This is a genomic window from Polynucleobacter necessarius, assembly GCF_900095175.1.
Taxonomy (GTDB): Bacteria; Pseudomonadota; Gammaproteobacteria; order Burkholderiales; family Burkholderiaceae; genus Polynucleobacter; species Polynucleobacter necessarius_I.
This window is the reverse complement of the sequence record NZ_LT606946.1, coordinates 357,761-383,478: the sequence shown is the minus strand read 5'-3', so window position 1 is coordinate 383,478 and position 25,718 is coordinate 357,761. Positions and strand designations below refer to the sequence as shown.

Sequence of the window (25,718 nt, the reverse complement as noted above, 5' to 3'; positions counted from 1 at the left end):
CGCGCGCCGATGAAGCATCCCAAGCCAAACCGGCAGGACGCCCAATTGACGCCTGAACTCTCAAAAAGTGAAATTCTGTTCGACCCAGCTTACGGGGAAGTTAGCTAGGTGATTCGAAGGCAGAAGGTTCATCATGAAACAGCAGTTCAATAGTAAAACGCTGATCGCCCTACTTTGTGGCGCAGCAGCAACATTCAGCGCAGTAGCCCAAAACTCTCAGTCGACAGTAGTTGTCTCAGGCTCCCGTTTTGAGGAGAACCTCAATGAGGTCCCAGCAAACGTCAAAGTGATTACGCGTGATGAGATTGCGAACTCCACATCAAACAATATTCCTGACGTACTTTCACAAATTGGAGGCCTGGTAGTTCGAAGCTCAAACTCTGGCCAATTAAATTTGGATGCAACAGTAGATATGGGGGGATTTGGGGCAACTGCAAACAGCAATACGCTCATCTTGGTTGATGGTCAAAGAATGAATCCCATTGATTCCCTGGGCGTCGCATGGGAATCCATTCCAATAGATTCAATTGAACGCATTGAAATTCTGCAAGGTGGTGCAAGCGTACAGTATGGCAATGGGGCAGTTGGTGGCGTAATCAACATCATCACCAATGGTGGTAAATCATCGCTCAATCAAGCAAGTATTACTGCGGGTAGCTTTGGCACATATATTGGCAATGCCATTCTGCGCAACAAAGTAGAAAACACCACATTACAACTCACTGCAAATAGCTCAAATAGCCAAGGATGGCGAGCAAATTCAGCAGCCAATGCTTATGCATTTGATGCAAAAGTATCTCAGGATTTGGGTGGAATTGACAATGTGTATGCAGACATCTTTTACAGCTATACAAACCAACAAACTCCAGGTGACGTTGTCGGTCAAGTCGGGCAAGGCAATCCACAGGCAGCTAAATTTAATAATGTGGGAGCTGGAAATACCGCCAATAATTCTGGAGTACGGGCAGGCGGCATTAAGAGCCTTGGCGATACCTACACTGCAATGCTTGATCTTACTTATAGCAATAGGGCCATTAATTATGGCGCGCCCTACTATGCAAGTACTGATTCTGTTGGCGGCTATTTCCCGGGTCCAAGCAATGGGAATATCTCAAGCTGGGACCTAGCGTTAACACCGAGGATTAAAGCCGATTTTGGCAACTGGGGCACAACTGTAGTTGGATATGACTACGGCAAATCAAATCAAAATTCAAATAATCAGTACACAGGCGCAGCCCAAGAGTTAATACTTTCAAACCAATCCCCAGCCGGATGGTTCTATAACAATCAACTCAACAATACTCAATCTGCAAACCTCATTAATCAATCTGCTTACATTATTAGTCGGGTGCCTCTGAGTAAAACAATTGAGGCCAGCGGGGGATTCAGAAGGCAGACTCAAAATGCCTCAACAAATGATTCAAATTTTTATGCCCCTACCTCCACTAGTGCAAGTCAAAAATATGGGGCTAATGCCGGGGATGTAGCGATCAATTATTCATACCAAAGAAATCAAAAGGTATGTGTCAAATGGAATCAATCATTCCGGTTTCCAAACGTTGACGGATTTTGGGGTTGGGACCCGAGTGGTAACCGCATCTTCTCAGGAATTCTCAAGCCTCAGACCACCCAGACATATGAAATAGGAGGAGAGTGGAGTATCAGTAATGTGAGAGTTTCTGGATCAGCATTTCAATCGCTAACGCAAAATGAAATAAGATATGACCCCACAACTTATTACAACACCAACTCAGCGGATAACATTGGCAGAAAAGGTATTTTGCTAGACTCCACCTTTAATGCCACATCTAAGTTAAGCATTTCAGGTGGGGGGAATTTCAAAAATCTACCTACACCACGGGCATCTATAGTGGAACTGGTGTCTCCCTTGTTCCCGATCTCACCCTGAATGCAAGAGCACAATATCTTATTAACACAGCATGGTCATTCGGCGGTGTAATCAATTTTGTTGGTCAGCAAATGTACGACTCCGAACCAGGAATCAGCAACTCTCTAGCGAAAATGCCCTCGTATACGGTCGGTGACTTATTTGCCAGCTATAAAACAAATAAGTGGGAAAGTCGCTTAACCATCAAGAATATTGGCGGTGTAAATTACTCTAGCTATGGAGGATATGGCAGTCTATCTACGCCGGGCGGAGGACTGACTACTGGGTATTACTACTATCCAAGCGATCCTCGAGCTGTATTCTTGAGCGTTAAATACACTCTATAAAAATAGATGTTTAAAGTCGCCGTCCAATTCTCGATGCATTCCCGCTATCTTCTCATTGGAGTTGCCACATTTCTCTTAGGATTCTCCTTGGCAGTTTTTGCTGCACCAGTTTCAGTAGCGGATGACCGAGGAATTTCAGTGGTGTTTGATAAACCACCCCAGCGCGTTGTCAGTCTTCTGCCATCTCTGACCGAGTCTGTTTGCGCATTAGGAAGGTGTTCAACATTGGTTGGTATTGATCGCTATTCCAATTGGCCTAAATCGGCTCAAAGCTTGCCTAAGCTTGGTGGCATTGGAGACATTAATATTGAGCGCATTGTGCAACTCAAGCCGGATGTTGTCTTTCTAGAGAAAGCATCTCCTGTTATTGCGCGGTTAAATGGCTTGGGCATTAAGACTTTTGCTTTAGATGTGAAATCGATGAAGGATGAAGAGCGCGCCCTTCAGAAACTTGATGCTGTGCTAGGAAGCTCTGAGAGCACTCGCGTTTGGAATCAGATTCAACAAGAAATCATGCGCGCTAGCAAGCAGCTCTCATCGAGAGAAAAAAATATCAGCGTGTACTTTGAGGTAAATCCCGCGCCCTTTGCAGCTGGTAGCGCCTCTTTTATCGGTGAAATTTTGTCTCAGTTGGATTTGATTAACATCATCTCAAAATCACTTGACGCATTTCCAAAAATTAACCCTGAGTTTGTAGTGCAGGCTAAACCAGATGTCATCCTCCTTACTGAATCAACTATTTCTGAGATTCAGAAACGCCCGGGATGGAACTCCATTCCTGCAGTTTCTAATAATCGAATTTGTGTATTTACTGGCGAACAAAATGATGTTTTGGTTCGCCCCGGACCCCGCATGGGAGAAGCGGCGCTGATTATTTCTCAATGTATACAAGAGAAGATGTCATCATCTCGGTAATGCAGAAAAACTATTTTCTGGGCAAGCTGTTCGCCCTACTCATTCTCAGCGCAGCCTTAGTGCTGATGGGGACTCTCCTCGGAAGCATTGGTGCCAGCTGGAATCTATCGGAAACTGATAAAACAGTCTTATTTGATATTCGACTCCCGCGATCATTAGGGGCCTACCTTGCGGGTGCTTTATTAGGGCTGGCTGGTGGTATTGCACAGAGCCTATTTCGTAATCCCTTGGCCGACCCCTACCTACTCGGAAGCGCATCTGGTGCCCTGCTTGGGGTTGGGAGCATTCTCTGCTTTGCCTATCTTGGCAACTCTTGGTTAGAAATTATTGGACTCAATGGCGGCGCTTTTCTAGGGGCGCTGTTTGGAGTGATGGCCTCTCTTCTATTGGCGGGCGGTTATCGCAGTTCTTTACGCCTCTTATTATCTGGAGTTGTGATCAGCGTGATCCTGGGCGCAGCGAATTCTTTGTTTACATTTATCCGTCCTGATCTATTTCAAAGCATTCAATCCTTTATGCTGGGCAACACCACGTTATTGAATTGGCCTGGCGTTGAGATCATGGCAATCGCTTTGCTGATTTGCTTACTCATCTCCCTCATCATTAGCCCTGTTCTTGATGCTTTATCACTTGGTGAAAATACTGCCCGCACTTTAGGTTTGCCATTAGATCAACTACGTCTGATATTGATTGGTATTCTTGCTCTTGCAACTGGATACGCTGTTGCGCAAACCGGCTTAGTTGCTTTTGTTGGACTAGCAGCACCACACCTTGTCAGAAAGTTTTCTGGAGGACGGCAACGAGTACAGCTTTTATTCTCCTGTCTGGGCGGTGGAATCTTATTGCTTAGCTCAGATCTGATTGCTCGCACTATCTTTGCACCGATTGAAATTCCAGTTGGTGTGGTGACAGCAGTCTTAGGCGGCCTCTATTTATTGATTCTACTGAGGCGAACCTCTCTTGGAGTGCGCTCATGAAAACCCGCCAACTCAATGTATATAGGGGTCCTTGCGCTGTTCTCTCCGATCTCAATATAGATATTCCACGGAGAAAATGGATCAGTATTATTGGGCCCAATGGCGCAGGAAAGTCATCTCTCTTGCAGGCAATGGCTGGATTACTGAAGTGGGATGGGTCCATCACTATCGACGAAGTTCATTTATCTGCATTTACCCCAAAAGATCTTGCAAAGAAAATTGCTTGGCTCGATCAAGACTCGAATAATTCAGAAGAATTTGATGACTCCTTCAGTGTTTATGACACAGTCATGCTGGGACGCATTCCGCATCAAGGATGGTTGCACCTACCCTCTGACGCCGATCATATTTCGGTTGAAAGCGCTTTGCGGCAAACCGACTCATGGCATTTACGCCATCGCCCTTTGCAACAACTCTCTGGAGGGGAGCGCCAAAGAGTTCTTTTAGCTCGCATGCTTGCTGTGGACTCCGACATCCTTCTCATGGATGAGCCTCTGGCTAATTTAGACCCGCCACATCAATCCGATTTTCTGAAATGGCAAGGCGACTTACTGACTCAAGGCAAGACCTTGGTGACGGTTTTACATGAAGTTCATTTTGCGCTCCGTGCTGACCATTTGGTGATGCTCAGCAAAGGCAAACTGCATTTTCAGGGGTCAAACCAAGATCCTAGAACTCATCAAGCCCTAATCGAGCTATTTGATGGTCGGATTCGCCTAGAAAAGCTAGGGGATGATTGGGTTGCTTTACCCAAGTAAGCCCAAAATCAGGAGTTTCACAAAGCGTTTTGCTAAGACTACAATGCCCATATGACCGAGTACGCCCCTCAAGTCCCCAACGACGCCACCGAATCTGATTCGATAGCCGAATCATTACAAAGGCTATCTCACAAAATTCAGCTGATCTCCGATGCTGTTAAAGCACTTCGCCAAGATCGCAGTCAGCTTGAAACCAAAATTGAGGATGCGCAAAAACGGATTCAGCATATTTTGAGTCGTCTGCCAGAACAAAGTGACGGACGTCAATTGAACTTGCTCGGTGAGCCCGTCACACCACCTAACCCAGAGGATGACAATGAGCCAACAACGCATTGAAGTAACCCTCGCCGGTCAAAAAATTACCTTAGCCACGAGCGCTGAACATGAGCCCTTGCTACGAGCTGCCTGCACCCTAGTTGATGAGCAAATTCAGCTAGTAATCAATGGTGGCAACCGTAGCATTGAGCGTGCCAGCATGATGGCCGCACTGAAGATTGCGGGCGACCTCATCAAGTTGCAATCCACAGCTCAACAAGCGCCTGCGCAAGGCACTTCATCAAACTCTGACCCAGAAGAAATCGCTCGTCTCCAGAAAGAAATCCACAATCTGGAAGATCAAGTAGACACTCTGATGCAAACCCTTTCCCTGCCTGGTTCGCCAAGGCCAATAGTTCCTTGAACCGATGCGCAAGCATCCGGAACGATCTTTACACTGTGGGCGTGAGCGTTTTGAATCTTCACAGTGGCAGCTTCGCGCTGTTCACTCCCTGGAGTTCTTAATGCACCCAAAACAGAGTAGCCGTTCCACCTTGAACCTTAGGGTTCAGGATGACGGCCTAGCGGCTAAGGCGGGGAATTCATGTCTATAGCCGATATCCTCATGCTGATGTTATGTGGCAGCATATCCGGCTTTCTTGCTGGACTGCTTGGCATTGGTGGCGGGATGATTTTGGTTCCCTTCATGATCGTAGTCTTCAATCATTTAGGGTTTGGTCAAAATGTCATCGTTCATATGGCTATTGCCACCGGGATGGCAACTATTCTGTTTACAACCACCTCGGCTATTTGGGCGCACCACAAACACAATTCTATCGACTGGAAGCTAGTGGCTGCACTCAGCCCCGGTCTAGTCATTGGTAGCCTTGTTGGCGGTAGCGAAATCTTTGAGGCAATTGACACCTCTTGGCTCTCCCTATTCTTCGCCATTTTTATTGTGTACACCTCGATCCAAATGATCATTAATAAAAAACCTAGGGCCGGCCGAGAGTTGCCTGGCCCTCTTGGTCTTTTTTCATTTGGAGCATTTACAGGTGTGATTGCAAGTCTTGTTGGTGCAGGTGGAGCTTTCATAACTGTGCCATTTATGCTTTGGTGTAATGTAAAACCACACACTGCAATGGCAAGTTCTTCAGGCTTAGGATTTCCAATTGCAGCTGCAGCAACAATGGGGTACATGTACGGTAGTTGGGGCAACCCCAACCTTCCCGCAGGCTCGCTGGGATTTGTCTATGTTCCAGCAGTATTGTGCATTGTGGCAGTAAGTATATTTACCGCTCCGCTTGGCGCAAAGATGGCTAGAAAGCTCAATGTAGCTCAACTCAAACGTATCTTTGGCGTGATGCTCTTTATGCTTGCAGCCTTCATGTTTAATGAAAGCCGCAAGGCATTTGGTTTCTGAGGATTTATACCGCTGTTAACTGGTGTATTGCTGACGGAGAATATTCTTCTGCACTTTACCCATTGCATTACGAGGTAAGTCAGAAACAATCTCTAAACGCTTTGGAATCTTGAAGTTCGCAATCTGCGTTTTGAGTGTAGCGATCATGGCTTGTGAATCAAGCTTGGCACCTGCTTTTGGCACGACTACTGCCATGACTGCTTCACCAAAATCTGGCTGCGGAATACCAATCACGGCACTCTCATCTACGCCATCCATGTCATCGATAAAGCTCTCGATTTCTTTTGGATAGACGTTATAGCCACCAGAAATAATTAAGTCCTTGCTACGTCCAACAATACAGAGGTAATCCTTGGGCGCTTTACCACCATTGGCATCTCCGCCCCAACGTCCCACGTCACCGGTTTTAAACCAGCCGTCTTTGGTAAATTCTTCTGCAGTTTTTTCTGGCATGCGCCAGTAGCCCTTGAATATATTCGGACCTTTAACCTGAATGCTGCCGATTTCATCAACACCACAAGGTCTATTGTTTTCGTTAACCACGCGCACTTTCACGCCTGGCAAGGGCAAGCCAACGGATCCGCCTACACGATTTCCTTTGTATGGGTTGGAGACCAACATCACGGTCTCGCTCATGCCATAGCGCTCAAGAATCGGTTGGCCAATCACCTCTTTAAAGGTATTGAATGTTTCAGTCAGTAAGGGTGCAGAACCCGAAATAAATAAGCGCATATTGCGCGTGACACTCTTATTGAAATTCTTATCCGCAAGCAGGCGTACATAGAACGTTGGCACACCCATCATTACAGTGGAATTAGGCATGTGATGAATGAGTTGCGCAGTATCTAAACGCGGCAACCAAATCATTTTGCTACCGTTAATTAACGCACCATGAGCAGCTACAAATAAGCCGTGGACATGAAAGATTGGCAATGCATGCAATAGGACATCGCCTTTTTTCCAACCCCAAAACTTTTGCAGCACTTGCGCATTGCTACCCAAATTCTTATGGGTCAGCATCGCGCCTTTGCTACGTCCGGTAGTACCGGAGGTATACAAGATAGCAGCCAAATCATTATCTTTTACAGCAACAGTCTTGAACTTATCACTTTGGCCAGCTGCACGCTCAAGCAAAGTGCCTTTGCGATCTTCATCCAAAGTAAACACGTGTTTAGTGCCCGCCCTAAAAGCAACCTTCGATACCCAAGAGAAATTCTTGCTACTGCAAACTACTACTGCAGGCTCGGCATTCTCGAGAAAGTATTGAATTTCCGCCGCTTGATAGGCTGTGTTCAGAGGTAGGTAAACATAGCCTGCCTTGATAGTGGTAAGGTAAAGAAAAAGGGCCTCAGGAGATTTTTCAACCTGTACTGCAACCCTTGATCCAGCAGGTAATTTGAGACTCTTAAGCAAATTTGCCATCTTGGCAGTTGCACGCTCTAGATCACTCCAGGAGTAATAAAGTCCATCATGCGTTTCAAGTGCACACGCTTGCTTATCTTTTGGAAAACCTTTCTCCAATAAGGAATATAAATTCATTCGAGCCTCAAATACCAATACATTAAATGCTTAATTAATCTAACGAAGCACCAGATTTCTTAACCACGCTAGACCAACGAACTACGTCAGCATTCACCTGCTTACCAAATGCTTCACCATAGAGATTCGGTATTTCAGAACCATTTTTCTCCCAGATTGCTTTGATCTTTGGTGAATTTAAGGCCTTCTGCACTTCAACAATCATCTTGTCAACGATAGGTTTTGGAGTGCCTGCTGGAGCAAACATAGAGTACCAAGTTGACACTACGTAGTCAGGCAATCCAGCTTCTTGGAATGTTGGCACACTTGGAATTGCTGGTGAGCGCTTGTTTGCTGCCACGGCAATCGCCACTAACTTACCGGCATTAATTTGTGGTGCAGATGTAGCAAGGCCATCAAACTCTAAATCCACTTGGCCTGCCAACAAGTCATTCATTGCTGGGCCAGCACCACGGTAAGGGATGTGAGTAATAAAGGTGCCAGTCTGAATCTTAAATAACTCACCGGCTAAGTGGTGAACAGTGCCACTACCTGCGCTAGCAAAGTTATATTTGCCAGGATTCTTCTTCATGAGGTCAATAAACTCTTTGGCATTGCGTGCACTTACGCGCTGTGGATTAACCACCAGAACTTGAGGCACGTTTGCCAACATAGCCTACAGGAAGAAAACTCTTTTCAATGTCGTAATCCAAGTTTTTATACATTGATGGTGCAATCGTATGATGTGTCGCACCAATAAACCAAGTGTATCCATCAGGAGCTGCCTTCGCTGCAACTGAGGCACCAACAGTGCCACCCGCTCCACCACGATTATCGATAATAAATGCTTACCCATCTGCTCAGTTAACTGTGCTGCCAGCGGTCTAGCAAATGCATCTGTTCCACCGCCTGCTGGGAAAGGATTTAAAAAGGTAACTGGCTTAGCTGGCCATTCTTGCGCCATTACTGCTAGCGGTGCTGCACAAAGCAGAAATAGTGATTTCTTTAACGTGCTTACAGAAAAAAGTGATGCTCTGGTTTTTTGATTAAACATCTTTGTCTCCTTTTGTATCAACCTAATGATTGACTTCGTTTTTATAAATACAGCACCCATTCTAAGGGCACTTAACACTTACTGCAAAAGTCTATACAAGGGAAAACACTAGGGTGCCATCAGGCGGCCTACGGCTCTGGAGTAGACGATTTCTCCATTAGCAAAGCGCTCATGGTTGTCCTCCACACTTCCCAAGTCATAAAGATAGTTCACCATTAGCCCAGCGGATTGACGTAATCCTTTGCGCGATAAATCCCCTGCCCAATTCACTAAATGCAACTTTGCACCATTACCCAAATGAAATTTGGCCACTGGATTGTCATCACGCCCTGTCGAGGCAAGCCCCAAATACATACTTGCTAAGCATAATAAAGCAGCTTTTTCCTTCTCAGAGGCTAGATCTGGGTGCCAGCCGCCCGCTAGCCGTTCAGTCCAAGACTGACTATCAAGCTTCAAGACTGCTAGCGCAGCATCGCGCGCTAACTTGAGGTTTGGCTTCAATCTCTCACCTGGAACACCTTCACCTAAATGAGCGCCTGCGGCAACCCAATCCATGAATCCCGGAATGGGCGACAAGGTCACAAAGGTTTTGATTCCAGGGAATTCGGCATGCAATTTCTCCGCCACCCTCTTAATCAGAAAATTCCCCATGGATACACCACGAAGACCGGGCTCGCAGTTGGTAATGGAGTAGAAAACGGCGACCTTATATTGAGATGCCTGGTCTACCGTTTCTGCTTTTTTATCAACCAGTGGTGTGATCACCGTTGGGATCTCGGGCAAGAGCGCTACTTCCACAAAGATCAAGGGCTCACTTGGCAACTGCGGGTGAAAGAAGGCAAAGCAACGACGATCTGGCTGAAGTCGACGACGCAAGTCATCCCAACCATCAATCGCATGAACTGCTTCATGTTGAATTAATTTCTCCAGCACCTCTGCTGGAGATTTCCAGTCCACCTGGTGTATTTTTAGGAAGCCCGGGTTAAACCAAGAAGACAACAAGTGGCACATATCGAAATCCACCGCAGCCAACTCTGGTTTTTTATCCAACAACTGCAATAGATCTCGACGCATCTGAACCACTGCCGCAGTACCATGACTGGCGCGGTTCAGGCGACGAAAAAATTCTTGGCGAGGGGATTCGGAAACCTTTTGAAGCTGGATGTAATTACGCGCGCTGGAATCAGCCACGAAATTTTGAGCCGCCTTAAGCACTGCATCCGCTTAGGGATTGAGCTTCTCAAACAAAAAAGTAAAAAATGAGACGTGCTGATCTTTTGCTAATTTGCGATAGTTATTAACTACATCATCAGCCATGCTGAGTGCGTTAGATTCGCCTCGTTCGGATATCAAACGCTTGATGGCATTGTTTGCCTTGGACAAATTGCGAGCTTTGGTTAACTTCTCCAGCATGGATATCTTTCAGTCTTAGTAAATATGCTCAGAAATTAGGTAGTTTTCGTAAAAAACCAATGCATCACCAGGTAATTTAGTCAAATTTAAGAAATTGACTATAAAAGACCTAGAAAACCCGATTTTTAACTACTGATAACTGCCGTTTTTCGTATTTACTCTCACTATAAGGTAAATTCCAAAAATAATCATGGGTACAGAAAGCCACTGCCCCATAGATAAACCAAGGCCCAAGAGACCCAAGAAGGCATCGGGCTCACGAGCAAATTCCGCCAAGAAACGACAAATACCATAGCCCAGTAAAAATAAGCCAGAAATCTGCCCTACCCTGCGTGGTTTACTGGAATAAATCCAAAGCACGATCCCTAGGCAAATACCTTCACCCAAGAATTGGTAAATCTGGGAGGGGTGGCGTGGAATCGAATCAACCATTGGGAACACCATAGCCCAAGGCAGGTCTGTTGGTCTTCCCCATAACTCGCCATTAATGAAATTACCTAAACGGCCAAATGCCAAACCAAATGGAACGAGCGGCGCAACTAAATCACTCACAACAAAGAAGGAAGCCTTGCGACGATAGGCAAACCAGAGCAAGGCTAATAAGACGCCTAGTAGACCGCCATGAAAAGACATGCCGCCCTCCCATATCTTGAAGATACTCAGCGGGTTTGCAAGATAGTAGCCAGGCATATAAAACAAGGTGTAACCCAAACGTCCGCCGAGCACCACGCCTAAAACGCCAGCAAATAAGAGATCCTCAAGATCTTTATATGACCAACCCAAGGATTGATATCGCGGAGAACGGATGCGCAGGCGACCTAATAATAAAAATTGAGCAAATGCCAATAGATACATTAGCCCATACCAATGAATGGCAAATGCACCAATCCGAATTACGACAGGATTAAATTCTGGATGAATCAACATACTAAGTAATCAGCAATCATGCTTTAGATTGATCAAAATTGTGTAGCTCATGACCTAAGTCACGATAAGCCTTGTATCGCTCGCGACCTGCAAGACGTTCCACTTCGTTGATCGTGACAACCTCAACAATACGAGGGAAGTGTGCAAGCAATGCTGAAACATCAGATGGCATTTTCATACCCAAGTGAATTAATACGTCTGCATGAGGCAACTGAGGCAAGGCGGGTGACAAAAAATGATCTGTCAGCACGATGGGTGTTTCCAGCGCTGTTTCATCTTCAATAAAGCAATGTGGCAAAAAATCTGATGCACTAAATATCCATAGAAGTTCATCTAATTTTTTGAGGTCTGTCTTTTCGCCCACTATCACGATGTTGCGCACAGACTCGCCAGTAGGTGTAGCACTCCAGATCTTGCGCGTTAAGCGACAAGCGTATTCAAGCTTATTGCTAACGTTGCTATGAAAATCAATGCGGGCCATGAATTACTTTCTGCGCTTATTTTTGATCTAACAAGTAATTCACAAGCAAAGGAACTGGGCGTCCAGTTGCGCCTTTAGTGGCACCACTCTTCCATGCAGTTCCAGCAATATCTAAGTGAGCCCATTTATATTTTTCGGTAAAGCGGGATAAGAAGCAAGCTGCGGTAACGCTACCTGCTGGGCGCCCACCAATATTGGCGACATCTGCAAAATTCGATTTGAGCTGCTCATGGTAAGCCGCATCTAAAGGCAAACGCCATACGGTATCCAAAGAGGCATGACCAGCTTTAGTGAGGGAATGGACCAAGCCCTCGTCATCGGAGAACACGCCACTATGTACATGACCCAATGCAATGATGCAGGCACCAGTCAAAGTGGCTACATCAATCACAGCCTTTGGCTTGAAGCGCTCAACATACGTTAAGGCATCACACAAAATTAAACGGCCTTCAGCATCCGTATTTAGGATCTCAATCGTTTGCCCTGACATACTCTTCACAATATCTCCAGGGCGAGTTGCATTACCAGAAGGCATATTTTCACAAGTCGGAATCACGCCGATAACATTCTTTTTGAGCTTCATTAACGCTGTGGCATACATCGTGCCAATCACAGAGGCAGCGCCGCACATGTCGTACTTCATCTCATCCATGGCTTCGCCAGGCTTTAGCGAAATACCGCCTGTATCAAAGGTGATGCCCTTACCCACCAACACAATCGGGGCCTCACCAGCTTTACCACCCTGATGACGCATCACAATAAATTGTGGCGGGGTATCTGAGCCTTGGGCTACCGATAAAAAAGAGCCCATTCCCAAAGCTTCAATTTGCTTGCGCCCCAAGACTTCCACCTTAAGGCCAGTCTTCTTGCTCAAGCCTTGCACTGCTTTACCTAAGTAAGTTGGAGTACAAATATTGGGAGGTAAATTACCCAAGTCTTTAGCTAAGTTCATACCCTCAACCATCGCAGCACCTTCTGGTACACAGGCCTTCAGCTCTTTAACGCAAGTGTCATTGCCTGCAAAGATGAGGTGATTAAAAGTGTCCGCTTTATCTTTAGCCTTGAATTTCATTGCTGGCTGACGAACCCCAAAACGATATGCTTGATCGCCTGCATATTGAATTGTCAAACGTACCTCTTCTGCAATGAAATCAGCTCGATGACCTAAGGCGAAACTCGGGATAAACCACAAAGCATTTTGGATGGAGCCCCCACTCAACTGCTTCAAAGCAGCGCGAGCAATTTTTGAGTAAGAGCTCAAGCTGCGTGCACTAGCAGCGGCAATATCACCCAAAGACACCAAGAGAACGCGTTTCACTTTTACCCCAGATGCGGCCCAGGATTTTTCAGCTCGAATGACGCAAGTAGATGCATGCTGAGCATCAAGGTCACCAACCAGATTGGCATGGGTGACAGAGCCCCCAAGCAAGCGATCCAATTCGAGCAAAAGCCCAGACTTAGACTTGGCGGCTTCCAGGGTATCTAAATCGGCTTTTGAGTAGGCTAAAACTAAGCAATCAGAGCTCTGCGCCAATAAAGTGGCTAGACTGGCCTTGAGCTGCTTCGGATTATTGAAATCGGCTTGCGCGAAATTCTTAGTGCTAAATTGAATGGTCATGATGTCTTGATGTATTTTTAAGTCAATTCAAGGAAAAAAATGGGTGTTTATCCATTATCCTCCGAGATGCAGGTTCACATCTTGAGTGAGCCAATAACAGCTAACTCATTATTTATTCATGATTTTTCACCAAGCCCTTCGCCGTGAACTCAGTTTTACGACTGGTGGTGTTTTTTTAGTCTTGGTCACCATCATGATTACCACCCTAGTCATTCGAATTTTGGGCTTTGCCGCAAATGGCGCTATCAATCCAGAGGATGCCCTAGTTTTAATAGCGCTAGCCACCCTCAGCTACATGGCCGTTCTTCTCACGGTCTCCCTGTTTGTAGCCGTCTTGATAGTATTGGTGCGCTGGTACAAAGATTCGGAAATGATTGTTTGGTTTGCTAGTGGCCTGAGCATTGCCAGTCTCATTAGACCAATTCTGCGCTTTGCAGCGCCACTGGTTGTCATCATCGCCCTCTTGGCTCTTTTTGTTTGGCCTTGGGCCAATCGCGAATCCACCATCATTAGTCAACGTTTTCAGCAACGTAGTGATGTATCTATGGTTACCGCGGGTCAGTTTAGGGAATCAGCTAAAGCAGAGCGGGTATTTTTTATTGAAGAGTTGGATGTCGATAAAAGCGAAGTAAAGAATATCTTTGCGGCAGAACCCAAAAATGGGCGGCTAAGTGTTGCCGTTGCAGCCACCGGATTCATTGAGAATGCAGAGGGAGGTGGGAAATCGATTGTGCTCAATAATGGCCGTCGTTATGAAGGACTCCCAACGCAACCAGATTTCAGAATTTTAGAATTTGCTGAATACAGCACCCAAATTCATAGCAAAAGTGCACTTGATCCAGCGCCGCGCGATCGTGAAAAAACAGTCATGGAACTGCTAAATGATCCCGATCCGATTGCAATGAATCCGAATTATGCTGAATTACTTTGGCGCATTGGCCTACCATTGATGGCCTTAGGCTTGGTACTCATTGCCATCCCGCTTGCCTACGTCAATCCCAGGCTGGGTAACTACACCGCGATGTTTTATGCCGTGCTGATTTATCTAATCTATAGCAATCTTCTCAACCTCACTCAAAACTTTGTCTCACAAGGCAAGGTAAATGTTTTTGTAGTGGCTTGGCCCATACATGTCCTTGCCTTTGGCATTGCCTTTCTACTTATACGCAACCGCATCAACCCCTCGTTGAAATGGTGGCGCCGTCAGCTCCCCTCATTCTTGGTCAATAGATGAAATATCTATTCCCCTATATCTTTGAACGCTACTTAGCTAAGCAGATATATGCTGCCTTTGGCTTAATCCTATTTGCGTTAGTGGCACTATTTTTATTCTTTGACATTCTGAGTGAGCTTGGTTCTGTAAAAGGTCAGTACACTCTGCCACTAGCCCTCCTACATGTTTTATTGAAGGCGCCAAGTCGGATTTCCGAGATCATTCCCATTGCTAGCCTGATTGGAAGTATCTATGTGTTTGCCATGTTGGCTAGCCAGTCAGAGTTCACGATCTTACGTATTGCTGGGTTAGATATCCGCAGGGGTTTAACTACCTTGGCCAAGATTTCATTACCTCTAGTTGTTCTGACGCTCATCATGAGTGAGTGGCTGAGACCCTATACCGAGAATCTGTCAGAGAAGATTCGCATGAAAGCTTTAGGTTCATCGTATAGCTCCCAACTCAAGACTGGGGTTTGGGTAAAAGATCGCTTACGCGATGAAGATGGCAGCGGCCCAGTGAGGCCTGGAGTCCGCTATGTCAACGTTGGCAAAATTGAACAAGACAATGAAATCAAAAATATTCATATGTACGAGTTTGATGATGCCTGCCGCTTGCTCTCCATTCGAAGTGCTGCTTCGGGACGCTTTGATCAAACAGGCACGTGGCTTCTGGATGACGTTACCGAAACTCGCTTCAAAGAAACCAAACAGACCGATCCGCTGAACCCAGTCTATTCGGCACAAACTTTTATCCACCCAATCGTGAGTCTAGAGTCTGAAGTCACACCACAAATTCTGAGCGTGCTTTTAGTGGGTCCAGAAAAAATGTCGATCTTTAGTTTGGGTCGATTTATTTCCCATTTGAGAGATAACAAACAAGATGCGCAGAGGCACTCCATTGCGTTCTGGAAAAAAGTAATCTGCCCATTTACGATCTTTGTCATGCTGACATTAGCCCTGCCATTTGCTTACCTTAAGGTGCGCGCAGGCAGTGTCGGTATTAAAATATTTGGCGGCATAATGCTGGGAATGAGCTTTCAGCTTTTTAACTCGCTCTTCTCGAATGTAGGCCTTTTGGGGTCTTGGCCCGCGCTGCTTACCGCATTAACACCCCCATTGCTGTATTTCATTTTGGCGATTGTGGGTTTACGTTGGGTATCTAGAGCTTAATACCAAAAAATCATATAGAATCTTACTGATATATCTCATTTGATATAAAGAATGGAATCCATATGAATTTGCACCAATTTCGTTTTGTCCGCGAAGCCGTAAGACAAAACTTCAATCTGACTTCCGCAGCCAAAGCACTTTTTACCTCTCAACCTGGAGTTTCCAAGGCCATTATTGAGCTGGAAGATGAGCTGGGTGTAGAGGTATTTCGTCGCCACGGCAAAAGGATCCGCTCACTTACCGAGCCGGGCAAAAGAATTCTTGCTTCGATTGAGCGCATTCTGGATGAAGTGGAAACCCTCAGAAGAGTTGGTAAAGACTTTGCCAGTCAGGATCAGGGTAACCTTGTGATTGCCACCACACATACTCAAGCTCGCTATGCCTTACCCAAAGTACTTACCGAATTTACCAAGCGCTTTCCAAAGGTTCGGGTCAGCATTCAACAGGGAAGCCCAGGACAAATTGCAGAGCTACTCATTCATGATCGCGCTGACATCGCAATAGCAACCGAAGGTATTGCCAATACTCCTGGCGTCCTTGCGCTTCCAGGCTACCAATGGCAACACGTAGTCATGGTGCCGCTGAGTCACCCCCTCCTCAATCAGTCAACCATCACCTTGGAAGAAATTGCCAAGTATCCACTCATCACATACGACAGAGCATTTGCAGGCCGCAGCAAGATTGATGCCGCATTTGCGCAACGTAATCTCAGCCCCGATATTATTTTGGAAGCGATTGATGCGGATGTGATCAAGACCTATGTTGAAACTAGAATGGGTGTCGGGATTGTTGCTGGCTTAGCTTATGACGCCGATAGAGATCGTAATCTCCGAGTCATTCCAGTTGGGCACTTGTTTAGTAACAATGTGACGCATCTGGGCGTTAAGCAAGGGGCCTACCTGCGCTCTTTTGTATACACCTTCATTGAACTATTCTCACCAACGCTCACGAAGAAAATTGTGGAACAGGCGATGAATAGCGAGGCAGAAACTTACGAGATTTAGGGTTTAGATCATCTAAAGGCGTAAACAACAACCTATTTGAGATGGTGCCCCGGGGCGGACTTGAACCGCCACGCCTTGCGGCACCGGATTTTGAGTCCGGCACGTCTACCAATTCCATCACCGGGGCAGGTGTTTGCAGTGGAAAAACTGCATTGAAGCTTACCAAGAGGTGAGAGTGTAACAAAAAAGTTGCATCACCCCCATTCTTGGGTTCAGAAGCCCTTAAAATAAAGACTTCAAGCCACATTACTCAAAAGGACTTACCCGTATGGCCGGCCATTCGAAATGGGCCAATATTCAGCACCGCAAAGGACGTCAAGACGAAAAGCGCGGCAAGATTTGGACCAAACTCATCAAAGAAATTACGGTTGCAGCTAAATTAGGCGGCGGCGATATTGCTACGAACACCCCCGTTTGCGCCTGGCTATTGATAAGGCCAATGACAACGTGCAAAGGGCAATTCAGCGTGGCACAGGCTCACTAGAAGGTGTGAACTACGAAGAAATTCGTTATGAAGGTTATGGTCTTAATGGAGCAGCCATCATCGTTGATTGCTTAACGGATAACCGCACTCGCACTGTTGCCGAAGTACGCCATGCATTTGCAAAAAAATGGTGGAAATATGGGCACCGAAGGTTCTGTTGCCTTTATGTTTAAACACTGCGGCCAGATGATATTTGCTCCTGGCACCAATGAAGATCAACTCATGGAGGTTGCACTAGATGCAGGCGCCGAGGATGTGATTACTCATGAAGATGGATCGCTTGAGGTGCTCACCCCAGTTCCTGATTTTCCGAGAGTTCAGGATGCTCTCACTCAAGCCGGCTTAAAAGCAGAGATAGCCACTGTAACGATGCGCCCTGAAACAGAAACTGAGTTTGAAGGTGAGCAAGCTGAAAGCATGCAAAAACTATTAGATGCGCTTGAGAACTTAGATGATGTTCAAGAAGTATTTACAAATGCCTCTTTGTAATCAGTCAGTTTATCCGTTCAATTCATTCAATACCATTCATCAATATCTCTTTTAGCTCTTTATGAAAATTCTTTTAGTTGGATCCGGCGGCCGTGAACATGCATTGGCATGGAAGCTTGCTCAATCCCCACAAGTTCAAAGCGTATATGTAGCGCCAGGCAACGGTGGCACAGCCACTGCAAAGCAGGATGCTGCAGGCATTCAAAACCTTCCTATTTCAGGCCTTCAAGAATTGGCAGACTTTGCCAAGCGTGAAAAAATTCATCTAACCGTAGCTGGTCCTGAGGCCCCATTGGCTGCAGGCATCGTAGATGTATTCCGCAATAATGGCTTGCGTATTTTTGGGCCAACCCAACTTGCCGCTCAATTGGAGTCCTCAAAGGATTTCTCAAAAGCATTTATGAAGCGTCATGGCATTCCAACAGCGGAATACCAAACATTTTCAAATGCATTAGAGGCGCATGCTTACATTGACGCTAAAGGTGCGCCGATTGTTATCAAGGCCGATGGTCTAGCTGCAGGCAAAGGTGTTGTTGTAGCAATGGATCTTGCAGAAGCCCATGCAGCCGTCGATATGATGCTCGCCGACAACAAATTGGGTAATGCTGGTGCACGCGTAGTCATTGAAGAATTTCTGACTGGCGAAGAAGCGAGCTTCATCGTACTCGTAGATGGCAAACATGTTTTAGCCTTAGCCACTAGCCAAGACCATAAACGTCTACTCGATGCTGATCAGGGTCCCAACACAGGCGGCATGGGTGCATACTCCCCTGCCCCAGTTGTCACTCCAGAAATTCATGCACGCGCTTTACGAGAGGTCATCATGCCTACTGTGAAGGGTATGAAGGCTGATGGCATTCCTTACACTGGCTTCCTCTATGCGGGTCTGATGATTTCTCCGGATGACAAGATTAAGACTTTGGAATTTAATTGCCGCATGGGTGATCCAGAGACACAACCCATCATGGCGCGCCTGCGTAGTGATTTAGTGAATGCCTTAGACCATGCAGTTGACGGAACCCTGAACGAAGTGGAGTTAGATTGGGATCGTCGTACCGCATTAGGCGTAGTGCTCGCAGCCCATAACTATCCAGATACACCGCGCAATGGCGACCTTATCACCGGCATTCCAGCCGACACCGAAGACCAGTTGACCTTTCATGCTGGTACCAAGCTGCAAGATGGCAAGCTTCTCACCTCAGGGGGTCGAGTGATGTGCGTAGTGGGTCTATCAGATACTGTTCGCGGTGCTCAGCAAAAAGCGTATGAGGCTATTTCTAAAATTCAATTTGATGGCATGCAATATCGCAAAGATATTGGCTATCGCGCAGTGAAGTAATTCAATTCATTTATCCATCCCAATATAGCGACCTTTAAACCTTGTCATCAACTGAACATACTCAAATCAATATTGCAGAATTAAAAAATTACTTTTTAGGACTGCAAGATCGCATCACGACTGCGATGAGTGCGCTCGATGGCAAAACTTTTATGGTGGATGGTTGGGAAAAGCCAGAAGACAGCAAGCTTAAAGGTTATGGGCGCACCTGCATTTTGGATGGTGGCAATATTCTAGAAAAAGGTAGCGTAGGCTTCTCACACGTACGCGGTGACCAAATGCCACCTTCCGCATCACACCATCGCCCAGAGGTTGCAGGTCGCAGCTTCGAAGCCATGGGCGTTTCACTGGTCTTTCATCCAAATAATCCCAAGGTGCCGACCACTCATATGAATGTGCGCTGCATTATTGCACAGGCTCCTGATAAAGAGCCTGTGTGGTGGTTTGGAGGTGGCTTTGATCTGACGCCCTACTATGGTGTTGATGAGGATTGCAAACACTTCCATCAAACAGCTAAGGATGCTTTAGATCCATTTGGTGAGGAGCTCTATCCACGATTTAAAAAATGGTGTGATGAATATTTTTATCTCAAGCACCGTGAAGAGCCCCGTGGTATTGGTGGTGTTTTCTTTGATGACTTTAATGAGCTTGGTTTTGAGAAGAGCTTTGCCATGACACGCGCTGTTGGCGATGCTTTTATTGATGCTTACCTGCCGATTGTGGAGCGTCGCTATAAAGACAGCTTTACCGCCGAAGAAAAAGCGTTTCAAGAATACCGTCGCGGTCGTTATGTTGAATACAACTTGATATTTGACCGTGGCACTATTTTTGGTCTGCATTCTGGTGGACGCACTGAATCTATTTTGATGTCTATGCCACCGGTAGTGCAATGGTGGTACAACTGGCAGCCAAAACCTGAGACGCCAGAAGCTAAGCTTTACGACTACTACCTCAAGCCGCGTGACTGGCTAGCCTAAGTTGAGCTCAGCGCATTTGGATACCCCAAAAAAAATTGGCATTCTGGGTGGTACGTTTGACCCACCACATCTTGGCCACCTTAAACTGGCTACGCGTTTTGCAAAGGTATTGCATCTCGATGCCTTGCTACTAATCCCCAGTAGCGAACCTTGGCAAAAAAACTCCGGTATCACGCCTGCTGAGTTACGGCTGAAACTGACTGAAGCAGCCGGCATTGATCTGGCTCGAGCATTTCTGTACTTAAAAATACCAACTCAAATTGGCGTTGACCGCATCGAAATTGATCGCGCAGGCCCGAGCTATGCCATTGATACCGCAAAAGCTCTCAGAGAGCGTTTTGGCCCTAAAGTTAGCCTGACTTGGTTAATGGGGGCTGACTCCCTTTTGAATCTCCCCTTCTGGAACTCCTGGGATCAATTGTTAGGTTTTGTGAATTTCGTAGTAGCCAGCAGGCCTCACCATGCACTTTCCGTGGAGATGAGTCCTGAAATTGAGACTTTATTGGTAAATCATCAATGTACTGACCCGGATACCCTTGAAAAAAGCCCATTTGGCCGCATCTACGTAGATAACAGTCTTTCAGTAGATCTTTCATCAACCGACTTACGAAACCAACTTAAAAGCACTTCTCGTAGCGCCGTTGCCTCCGAGCACATTCCATCTCACGCATTAGAAATCATCACAAATCTAGGCCTGTATAAGTAATCAGACTAAGATCACCCTTATATACAAAAATCTCAGAAAAATATTAAAGAAACTATGGGCTTAACTAAGTTACAACGCGTCGTGATCGATGCCCTTGAAGATGTCAAAGCGCAAGATATTCGTGTTTATGACACGACCAAACTCAGTGAGTTATTTGATCGTGTGATCATTGCCACTGGTACCTCCAATCGTCAGACAAGATCTTTAGCTATGTCGGTTAAAGAGGCTGTTAATGCAAAGGGTGGCGAAGTCATCTCAATCGAAGGCTTAGAGACTGGTGAATGGGTGCTCGTCGACTGTGGCGATATCGTGGTTCATATTCTGCAACCCGCATTACGTGCGTACTACCAACTTGAAGGTATGTGGGGCGCCAAGCCGGTGCGCGTCAAATTGGCAGCAGACAAAAGTCTTGTGAAAGCAAGTGAACCTGACGACGAAGATTAATGCTTTAGCAATGCGTTTAACGATTGTTTCTGTTGGTCACAAAATGCCAGAATGGGTTGCAACTGCAACCCATAATTACATTAAGCGCATGCCTGCAGACTACAGCATCGAAATCAAAGAGATTAAGCCCGATCTCACGCCAGCTAAAGAGGCTATCAAAATTGCAGCAGCCATTCCAAAAGGCTCTCGTGTTATTGCGCTGGATGAACGTGGCAAAGATCAAACCACTCAAAATCTAGCTACGCAGTTGGCAAACTGGCGCCAAGAAGGTTTTGACATCACCTTCTTGATTGGTGGCGCCGATGGACTCGAGCCTAGTCTCAAAGAGGGTGCTCAAGCGATGTGGCGCCTCTCGAGCCTCACGCTGCCTCATGCCATGGCAAGAGTATTGCTAGTTGAGCAGCTCTATCGAGCCTGGACCATTTTGCAAGGCCGCCCCTATCACCGCGAGTAAGCCATTCATGTTTTCTTATATTTATCTTGCTTCACAAAGCCCGCGACGCCAAGAGTTACTCAAACAGATTGGCGTCCAATTCGAAATGTTGATTGCAGCGCCGGGGGAAGATACAGAAACCCTTGAGGTACCCCTACCCCATGAACGAGCCTGTGATTATGTTGAGCAAGTCACCTTCGCCAAAAGCACCATCGCATTAACTAGGTGGCAAAACAGCGGAAAACCTTGGGCACCTATTCTGTGTGCAGATACCACCGTCAGCTTGCCTGGCAATCCTGCAGGCGAGATTCTGGGAAAACCGAACGATGCTGCCGATGCTGAACGCATTCTAAAAATGCTCAGCGGCCAAGTGCATGAAGTACTCACTGCAGTTGTGCTCACAATTGATCCTAAAACAAACCCTCTTTGTTTAGTGCAAATCTCCGAAGTGGAGTTTGCACATTTAACTCAAGTGCAAATTGACGGCTACATTCAGAGTGGGGAGCCCTTTGGTAAAGCTGGGGCGTATGGTATTCAAGGTTTGGGAGGGGCTTTTATTCCCTCAATTAAAGGCAGCTATAGCGGTATCATGGGATTACCTATTTTTGAAGTTAACCAATTATTGGATTTCGCTAAAGTTGCCCGCATATGAATGAAGAAATTCTAATCAACATCACCCCCCAAGAAACCCGGGTAGCTTTAATTCAGCAAGGTGCTGTGCAAGAGCTTCAGATTGAGCGGACACGGCAACGCGGCATTGTCGGCAACATCTATTTAGCCAAAGTTGTACGCGTGCTGCCAGGCATGCAATCTGCTTTCATTGAGATCGGCCTAGAGCGCACTGCATTTATGCACGTCGCTGATATCACGCAAAACAATCCTCAAGCACAAATCGAAAAACTGCTTTTCGAGGGGCAAAATGTTTTAGTCCAAGTTCTCAAAGATCCATTGGGCACTAAAGGTGCACGCCTCACAACTCAATTGAGTATTGCTGGCCGTAATTTGGTGCATCTACCACCAGCTGGAACTGATGCGGCTATAGAAAAATATATTGGCGTATCCCAAAGAATTGATCTGCCTGAGGAACGAGAGGCTATCAAGGCGCGCCTTGCAGGACTGGTGCCTACCGATGAAAAAGGCGGAATCATTGTGCGCACCAGCGCACAAGATGCCAGCGATACTGAGCTTGAGCACGACATGCGTTACCTACGTACTACCTGGGAGAAGATTCGTGAAGCCGTGAACCATAAAGCTGCTCCCAGCCTGCTTTACCAGGACCTCAGTTTAGCCGAACGCGTATTGCGCGACGTTGCTGGTGAAGAAACTATAAAAATCCGAGTTGACTCTGCGGAAAACTTTGAAAAGCTCAGGGGGTTTGCAACGTTATACATGCCAAATCTCTTGGATAAGCTTACATTGCATCGTGGTGAGCGCGCCCTATTTGATCTCTTTGATGTGGATGCTGAAATCAATAAGGCACTTGGCAGAAGAGTTGATCTCAAATCGGGTGGCTACCTGATGATCGATCAAACAGAGTCCATGACTACGATTGATGTCAATACCGGTAGTTATGTCGGCGCACGCAATTTTGATGACACCGTATTTAAAACTAATCTTGAGGCCGCTCAGGCTATTGCTCGTCAACTCCGTTTACGCAATCTTGGCGGCATCATCATCATTGACTTTATTGATATGTTGAACAAGGAGCATCAAGAGTCGGTGTTGCATGAACTCAATCGCAATTTAGAGCGTGATCACGCTCGCACTTCAGTAAGTGAATTCTCCTCGCTAGGCTTGGTGGAGATGACACGAAAACGCACTCGTGAATCCCTTGCCCATATTACTTGCGAGCCTTGTGCTACCTGTCAAGGCAAGGGCGAAATCAAAACAGCACAAACTATTTGTTACGAGATTTTGCGCGAGATTGTGCGCGAGCATCGCCAATTTAATCCCCGGGAATTTAGGATTGTTGCAGCGCCTGATGTGATTGATCTCTTCCTAGAAGAAGAAAATCAATTCTTGGCGCAGCTGGGCGATTTTATTAGCAAGCCAATCAAGCTTCAGGCTGAAGGTAGCTTCCGCCAAGAGCAGTACGACATCGTCCTCAGTTAATTACAGACTAAGCATTTGAAAACTGAATGCGATGCAAGTTGGCATACATGCCATCCTTAGTAATCAACTCTTCGTGTGAGCCATTCTCAATCACATGGCCATGCTCTAAGACCACAATCCGATTGGCATGCTCAATAGTTGATAGGCGATGTGCAACCACCAAAGTAGTTCTGCCCGCCATCAAACACTCCAAAGCATCTTGCACTTGACGCTCAGATTCAGAGTCCAGTGCAGAAGTTGCCTCATCCAAGATGAGGATAGGTGCATCTTTATAAATGGCTCTCGCAATGGCTAAACGCTGGCGCTGACCACCGGATAGGCGATTGCCGTTATCCCCAATTTGAGTATCAATTCCTTCAGGCATTTCTTTCATCAGTGCAGATAAATTTGCTGCCTCAAGCGCCTCCATCACGCGCCCACGGTCAATGCCTTCTGGACCAACAGCACCATAGGCTACGTTTGCTGCAATGCTGTCATTAAATAAAATCACATCCTGACTCACAAAAGCAATTTGCTTGCGCACATCCGCAAGAATAATGTCCTCAAGCGGAATATCGTCTAAGAAAACTTGCCCACTTGTCGGCTTAAAGAATCGGGGCAATAAATTAACTAAGGTAGACTTTCCGCCACCAGACGGCCCCACAAAGGCAACAACTTCGCCAGGCTTGATATTCAAATTGACACCAGTGAGAGCATCTTTACGCCCCGCTTCTTGCTGATAAGAGAAGCCAACATCCTCAAATCGGATTCCACCCTTAGATTTCACCAAAGACTTCATATTTTCTTTTCGGGACTCGTCTTCTTCAAAAGGTTGATCCATGAGTGAGAAAATCATTTCCGCTGCAGTTAAGCCGCGTTGTAAGGGCTGATTAATGTCGGCCAAATGCTTAATCGGCGAAATCACCAACATCATTGCGGTAATGAAAGAGGCAAAGCCACCAACAGTAGCACCTTCGGAGGCTGACTGCATCAAAGCGATTACCAAAACGATCGATAGCGCCATGGAAGCAATCAATTGAGTGATTGGCTGATTCAAGCCTCCAGCCACCGCCGACTTCAAGGCAAATTGACGAAGACGACCGGCTTTTTCCATAAAGCGGCCCATCTCATATTCTTCAGCACCATGTACTTTCACGATCTTGTAACCAGCAGCTGATTCTTCAACAATGTACGCTAACTCACTAGTGAGAGTCTGCTGCTCGCGATTTAAGGACCGCAGGCGCTTGTTAATTTTGCTCATGATGAAGGCAATAATGGGGAAGATCACCAAAATCACCAAAGTCAGTTGCCAATTTAGATAAATCAGGTAACCAATTAATCCGATCACCATAAGAGAATCTCGTACCAAGCTGATTAACATGCCGCCCATGATGGAGAGAACATTATTCACCTCAAAAACAACCGCATTAATTAAATTCGATGCCGAGTTCTTCTGAAAAAAAGTAGTTGATGCATTTAGTAATGTTTGGAACATCTGCTGGCGCAATTTAAGTAAGATGGAATTAATAACGCGAGTCAGCAAATAATTTGACAGGAACTGAGCTAAGCTGCGGACAAGGGCTAATCCGACCAAGAAAACTGGCACCTGCCAGAGCTTGTTATCCATCTGCCCAGTGAAGCCACGGTCCAACAAAGGCTTCATCAGCGCCGGAATAGAGGTTTCAGCGGCAGCAACAAGCGCCATGGCCAATAAAGACCCAACAATCGTCCAGATATGGGGTTTCAGGTACTGAATTAAGCGATTTAGGGCGGTACGGTCTTGAGCATTCAT

General features: G+C 46.2%; 23 protein-coding genes, 1 tRNA gene, 1 other RNA gene and 4 pseudogenes. 20 read left to right on the top strand and 9 right to left on the bottom strand.

Annotation, left to right across the window (positions count from 1 at the left end; all coding sequences use genetic code 11):
• Nucleotides 1-133: 133 nt before the first annotated feature.
• From DXE44_RS02110 to DXE44_RS02075, 9 genes and pseudogenes are all read left to right on the top strand, one after another.
• Nucleotides 134-1,909, top strand: a complete 1,776-nt coding sequence (locus tag DXE44_RS02110) for a TonB-dependent receptor (RefSeq protein WP_197712806.1) — start codon at nucleotides 134-136, stop codon at nucleotides 1,907-1,909.
• A gap of 113 nt (nucleotides 1,910-2,022) precedes the next feature.
• On the top strand, nucleotides 2,023-2,235 hold the full coding sequence (locus DXE44_RS11165; RefSeq protein WP_331851828.1) for a hypothetical protein: 213 nt from the start codon (nucleotides 2,023-2,025) through the stop codon (nucleotides 2,233-2,235).
• Nucleotides 2,236-2,241: 6 nt separating this feature from the next.
• Entirely contained in the window at nucleotides 2,242-3,150 is a 909-nt protein-coding gene (locus tag DXE44_RS02105) for an ABC transporter substrate-binding protein (RefSeq protein ID WP_231970541.1), read from the top strand.
• Nucleotides 3,117-4,127: a FecCD family ABC transporter permease gene (locus DXE44_RS02100; protein WP_231970540.1), complete on the top strand. Its 1,011-nt coding sequence runs from the start codon at nucleotides 3,117-3,119 to the stop codon at nucleotides 4,125-4,127. The genes DXE44_RS02105 and DXE44_RS02100 overlap by 34 nt, the downstream gene beginning before the upstream one ends.
• Entirely contained in the window at nucleotides 4,124-4,885 is a 762-nt protein-coding gene (locus DXE44_RS02095) for an ABC transporter ATP-binding protein (RefSeq protein ID WP_114652271.1), read from the top strand. The genes DXE44_RS02100 and DXE44_RS02095 overlap by 4 nt, the downstream gene beginning before the upstream one ends.
• A gap of 51 nt (nucleotides 4,886-4,936) precedes the next feature.
• On the top strand, nucleotides 4,937-5,221 hold the full coding sequence (locus tag DXE44_RS02090) for a hypothetical protein (protein ID WP_114652269.1): 285 nt from the start codon (nucleotides 4,937-4,939) through the stop codon (nucleotides 5,219-5,221).
• Nucleotides 5,196-5,426: pseudogene (locus DXE44_RS11300) on the top strand (cell division protein ZapA); the annotation flags it as partial. The gene DXE44_RS02090 and the pseudogene DXE44_RS11300, both read left to right, overlap by 26 nt.
• 99 nt (nucleotides 5,427-5,525) lie before the next feature.
• A non-coding RNA gene (gene ssrS / locus DXE44_RS02080) (6S RNA) lies at nucleotides 5,526-5,744 on the top strand.
• A complete protein-coding gene (locus tag DXE44_RS02075; RefSeq protein ID WP_114652267.1) occupies nucleotides 5,745-6,563 on the top strand; it encodes a sulfite exporter TauE/SafE family protein in 819 nt (272 codons plus the stop codon).
• A gap of 15 nt (nucleotides 6,564-6,578) precedes the next feature.
• Here DXE44_RS02075 and DXE44_RS02070 read toward each other — a convergent pair whose 3' ends face one another.
• The 7 genes and pseudogenes from DXE44_RS02070 to DXE44_RS02045 form a co-directional block, all read right to left on the bottom strand.
• Nucleotides 6,579-8,102: a malonate--CoA ligase gene (locus tag DXE44_RS02070; protein WP_114652265.1), complete on the bottom strand. Its 1,524-nt coding sequence runs from the start codon at nucleotides 8,100-8,102 to the stop codon at nucleotides 6,579-6,581.
• 34 nt (nucleotides 8,103-8,136) lie between these two features.
• Nucleotides 8,137-9,045, bottom strand: a pseudogene (locus tag DXE44_RS02065) (Bug family tripartite tricarboxylate transporter substrate binding protein).
• 198 nt (nucleotides 9,046-9,243) lie between these two features.
• Nucleotides 9,244-10,350 carry a malonyl-CoA decarboxylase gene (locus DXE44_RS02060; RefSeq protein WP_269460661.1) on the bottom strand — a complete coding sequence of 369 codons (1,107 nt, stop codon included), beginning with the start codon at nucleotides 10,348-10,350 and terminating at the stop codon, nucleotides 9,244-9,246.
• A gap of 9 nt (nucleotides 10,351-10,359) precedes the next feature.
• Nucleotides 10,360-10,548: a hypothetical protein gene (locus DXE44_RS10505; RefSeq protein ID WP_231970538.1), complete on the bottom strand. Its 189-nt coding sequence runs from the start codon at nucleotides 10,546-10,548 to the stop codon at nucleotides 10,360-10,362.
• Nucleotides 10,549-10,677: 129 nt separating this feature from the next.
• The gene (gene lgt / locus DXE44_RS02055; RefSeq protein ID WP_114652263.1) at nucleotides 10,678-11,475 is read right to left on the bottom strand and encodes a prolipoprotein diacylglyceryl transferase; all 798 of its coding nucleotides are present in this window, start codon (nucleotides 11,473-11,475) and stop codon (nucleotides 10,678-10,680) included.
• Between the two features lie 16 nt (nucleotides 11,476-11,491).
• Complete coding sequence (locus DXE44_RS02050; RefSeq protein ID WP_114652260.1) at nucleotides 11,492-11,956, bottom strand: DNA polymerase III subunit chi; 465 nt, start codon at nucleotides 11,954-11,956, stop codon at nucleotides 11,492-11,494.
• Nucleotides 11,957-11,972: 16 nt separating this feature from the next.
• A complete protein-coding gene (locus DXE44_RS02045; protein ID WP_114652258.1) occupies nucleotides 11,973-13,574 on the bottom strand; it encodes a leucyl aminopeptidase in 1,602 nt (533 codons plus the stop codon).
• 118 nt (nucleotides 13,575-13,692) lie between these two features.
• On the opposite strand from DXE44_RS02045, the gene lptF reads away from it, so the two are divergent.
• The 3 genes from lptF (at nucleotide 13,693) to DXE44_RS02030 (ending at nucleotide 16,963) form a co-directional block, all read left to right on the top strand.
• On the top strand, nucleotides 13,693-14,808 hold the full coding sequence (gene lptF, locus DXE44_RS02040) for an LPS export ABC transporter permease LptF (protein ID WP_114652256.1): 1,116 nt from the start codon (nucleotides 13,693-13,695) through the stop codon (nucleotides 14,806-14,808).
• Entirely contained in the window at nucleotides 14,805-15,959 is a 1,155-nt protein-coding gene (gene lptG, locus DXE44_RS02035; RefSeq protein ID WP_114652254.1) for an LPS export ABC transporter permease LptG, read from the top strand. The genes lptF and lptG overlap by 4 nt, the downstream gene beginning before the upstream one ends.
• Nucleotides 15,960-16,021: 62 nt before the next feature.
• Nucleotides 16,022-16,963 (top strand): CysB family HTH-type transcriptional regulator, encoded by a 942-nt coding sequence (locus tag DXE44_RS02030; protein WP_114652252.1) that lies wholly within the window; start codon nucleotides 16,022-16,024, stop codon nucleotides 16,961-16,963.
• A gap of 42 nt (nucleotides 16,964-17,005) precedes the next feature.
• Here the strand turns inward: DXE44_RS02030 and DXE44_RS02025 are convergent.
• Nucleotides 17,006-17,090 (bottom strand) — tRNA-Leu (locus DXE44_RS02025).
• A 141-nt stretch (nucleotides 17,091-17,231) separates the two neighbouring features.
• On the opposite strand from DXE44_RS02025, the pseudogene DXE44_RS02020 reads away from it, so the two are divergent.
• The 8 genes and pseudogenes from DXE44_RS02020 to rng all read left to right on the top strand — a co-directional run bounded on the left by DXE44_RS02020 (nucleotide 17,232) and on the right by rng (nucleotide 23,947).
• Nucleotides 17,232-17,936, top strand: a pseudogene (locus tag DXE44_RS02020) (YebC/PmpR family DNA-binding transcriptional regulator).
• Nucleotides 17,937-17,997: 61 nt separating this feature from the next.
• Entirely contained in the window at nucleotides 17,998-19,275 is a 1,278-nt protein-coding gene (gene purD / locus DXE44_RS02015) for a phosphoribosylamine--glycine ligase (protein ID WP_114652249.1), read from the top strand.
• A 65-nt stretch (nucleotides 19,276-19,340) separates the two neighbouring features.
• Entirely contained in the window at nucleotides 19,341-20,252 is a 912-nt protein-coding gene (gene hemF, locus DXE44_RS02010; RefSeq protein ID WP_114654309.1) for an oxygen-dependent coproporphyrinogen oxidase, read from the top strand.
• A 16-nt stretch (nucleotides 20,253-20,268) separates the two neighbouring features.
• A complete protein-coding gene (locus tag DXE44_RS02005; protein WP_231970537.1) occupies nucleotides 20,269-20,958 on the top strand; it encodes an adenylyltransferase/cytidyltransferase family protein in 690 nt (229 codons plus the stop codon).
• Between the two features lie 54 nt (nucleotides 20,959-21,012).
• Nucleotides 21,013-21,399: pseudogene (gene rsfS / locus DXE44_RS02000) on the top strand (ribosome silencing factor); the annotation flags it as partial.
• Between the two features lie 13 nt (nucleotides 21,400-21,412).
• The gene (gene rlmH, locus DXE44_RS01995) at nucleotides 21,413-21,856 is read left to right on the top strand and encodes a 23S rRNA (pseudouridine(1915)-N(3))-methyltransferase RlmH (RefSeq protein ID WP_114654308.1); all 444 of its coding nucleotides are present in this window, start codon (nucleotides 21,413-21,415) and stop codon (nucleotides 21,854-21,856) included.
• A gap of 7 nt (nucleotides 21,857-21,863) precedes the next feature.
• Entirely contained in the window at nucleotides 21,864-22,487 is a 624-nt protein-coding gene (locus DXE44_RS01990) for a Maf family protein (RefSeq protein WP_114652243.1), read from the top strand.
• Entirely contained in the window at nucleotides 22,484-23,947 is a 1,464-nt protein-coding gene (gene rng, locus DXE44_RS01985; RefSeq protein ID WP_114652241.1) for a ribonuclease G, read from the top strand. The genes DXE44_RS01990 and rng overlap by 4 nt, the downstream gene beginning before the upstream one ends.
• 7 nt (nucleotides 23,948-23,954) lie before the next feature.
• On the opposite strand, the gene msbA is transcribed toward rng, so the two are convergent.
• Complete coding sequence (gene msbA, locus DXE44_RS01980; RefSeq protein WP_114652238.1) at nucleotides 23,955-25,718, bottom strand: lipid A export permease/ATP-binding protein MsbA; 1,764 nt, start codon at nucleotides 25,716-25,718, stop codon at nucleotides 23,955-23,957.

Coding starts and splice junctions, on each gene's coding strand:
- DXE44_RS02110 (WP_197712806.1), top strand. CDS start 134: ATGAAACAGCAGTTCAATAGTAAAACGCTGATCGCCCTACTTTGTGGC.
- DXE44_RS11165 (WP_331851828.1), top strand. CDS start 2,023: ATGCCCTCGTATACGGTCGGTGACTTATTTGCCAGCTATAAAACAAAT.
- DXE44_RS02105 (WP_231970541.1), top strand. CDS start 2,242: ATGTTTAAAGTCGCCGTCCAATTCTCGATGCATTCCCGCTATCTTCTC.
- DXE44_RS02100 (WP_231970540.1), top strand. CDS start 3,117: ATGTATACAAGAGAAGATGTCATCATCTCGGTAATGCAGAAAAACTAT.
- DXE44_RS02095 (WP_114652271.1), top strand. CDS start 4,124: ATGAAAACCCGCCAACTCAATGTATATAGGGGTCCTTGCGCTGTTCTC.
- DXE44_RS02090 (WP_114652269.1), top strand. CDS start 4,937: ATGACCGAGTACGCCCCTCAAGTCCCCAACGACGCCACCGAATCTGAT.
- DXE44_RS02075 (WP_114652267.1), top strand. CDS start 5,745: ATGTCTATAGCCGATATCCTCATGCTGATGTTATGTGGCAGCATATCC.
- DXE44_RS02070 (WP_114652265.1), bottom strand. CDS start 8,102: ATGAATTTATATTCCTTATTGGAGAAAGGTTTTCCAAAAGATAAGCAA.
- DXE44_RS10505 (WP_231970538.1), bottom strand. CDS start 10,548: ATGCTGGAGAAGTTAACCAAAGCTCGCAATTTGTCCAAGGCAAACAAT.
- lgt (WP_114652263.1), bottom strand. CDS start 11,475: ATGTTGATTCATCCAGAATTTAATCCTGTCGTAATTCGGATTGGTGCA.
- DXE44_RS02050 (WP_114652260.1), bottom strand. CDS start 11,956: ATGGCCCGCATTGATTTTCATAGCAACGTTAGCAATAAGCTTGAATAC.
- DXE44_RS02045 (WP_114652258.1), bottom strand. CDS start 13,574: ATGACCATTCAATTTAGCACTAAGAATTTCGCGCAAGCCGATTTCAAT.
- lptF (WP_114652256.1), top strand. CDS start 13,693: ATGATTTTTCACCAAGCCCTTCGCCGTGAACTCAGTTTTACGACTGGT.
- lptG (WP_114652254.1), top strand. CDS start 14,805: ATGAAATATCTATTCCCCTATATCTTTGAACGCTACTTAGCTAAGCAG.
- DXE44_RS02030 (WP_114652252.1), top strand. CDS start 16,022: ATGAATTTGCACCAATTTCGTTTTGTCCGCGAAGCCGTAAGACAAAAC.
- purD (WP_114652249.1), top strand. CDS start 17,998: ATGAAAATTCTTTTAGTTGGATCCGGCGGCCGTGAACATGCATTGGCA.
- rlmH (WP_114654308.1), top strand. CDS start 21,413: ATGCGTTTAACGATTGTTTCTGTTGGTCACAAAATGCCAGAATGGGTT.
- DXE44_RS01990 (WP_114652243.1), top strand. CDS start 21,864: ATGTTTTCTTATATTTATCTTGCTTCACAAAGCCCGCGACGCCAAGAG.
- rng (WP_114652241.1), top strand. CDS start 22,484: ATGAATGAAGAAATTCTAATCAACATCACCCCCCAAGAAACCCGGGTA.
- msbA (WP_114652238.1), bottom strand. CDS start 25,718: ATGAATGCTCAAGACCGTACCGCCCTAAATCGCTTAATTCAGTACCTG.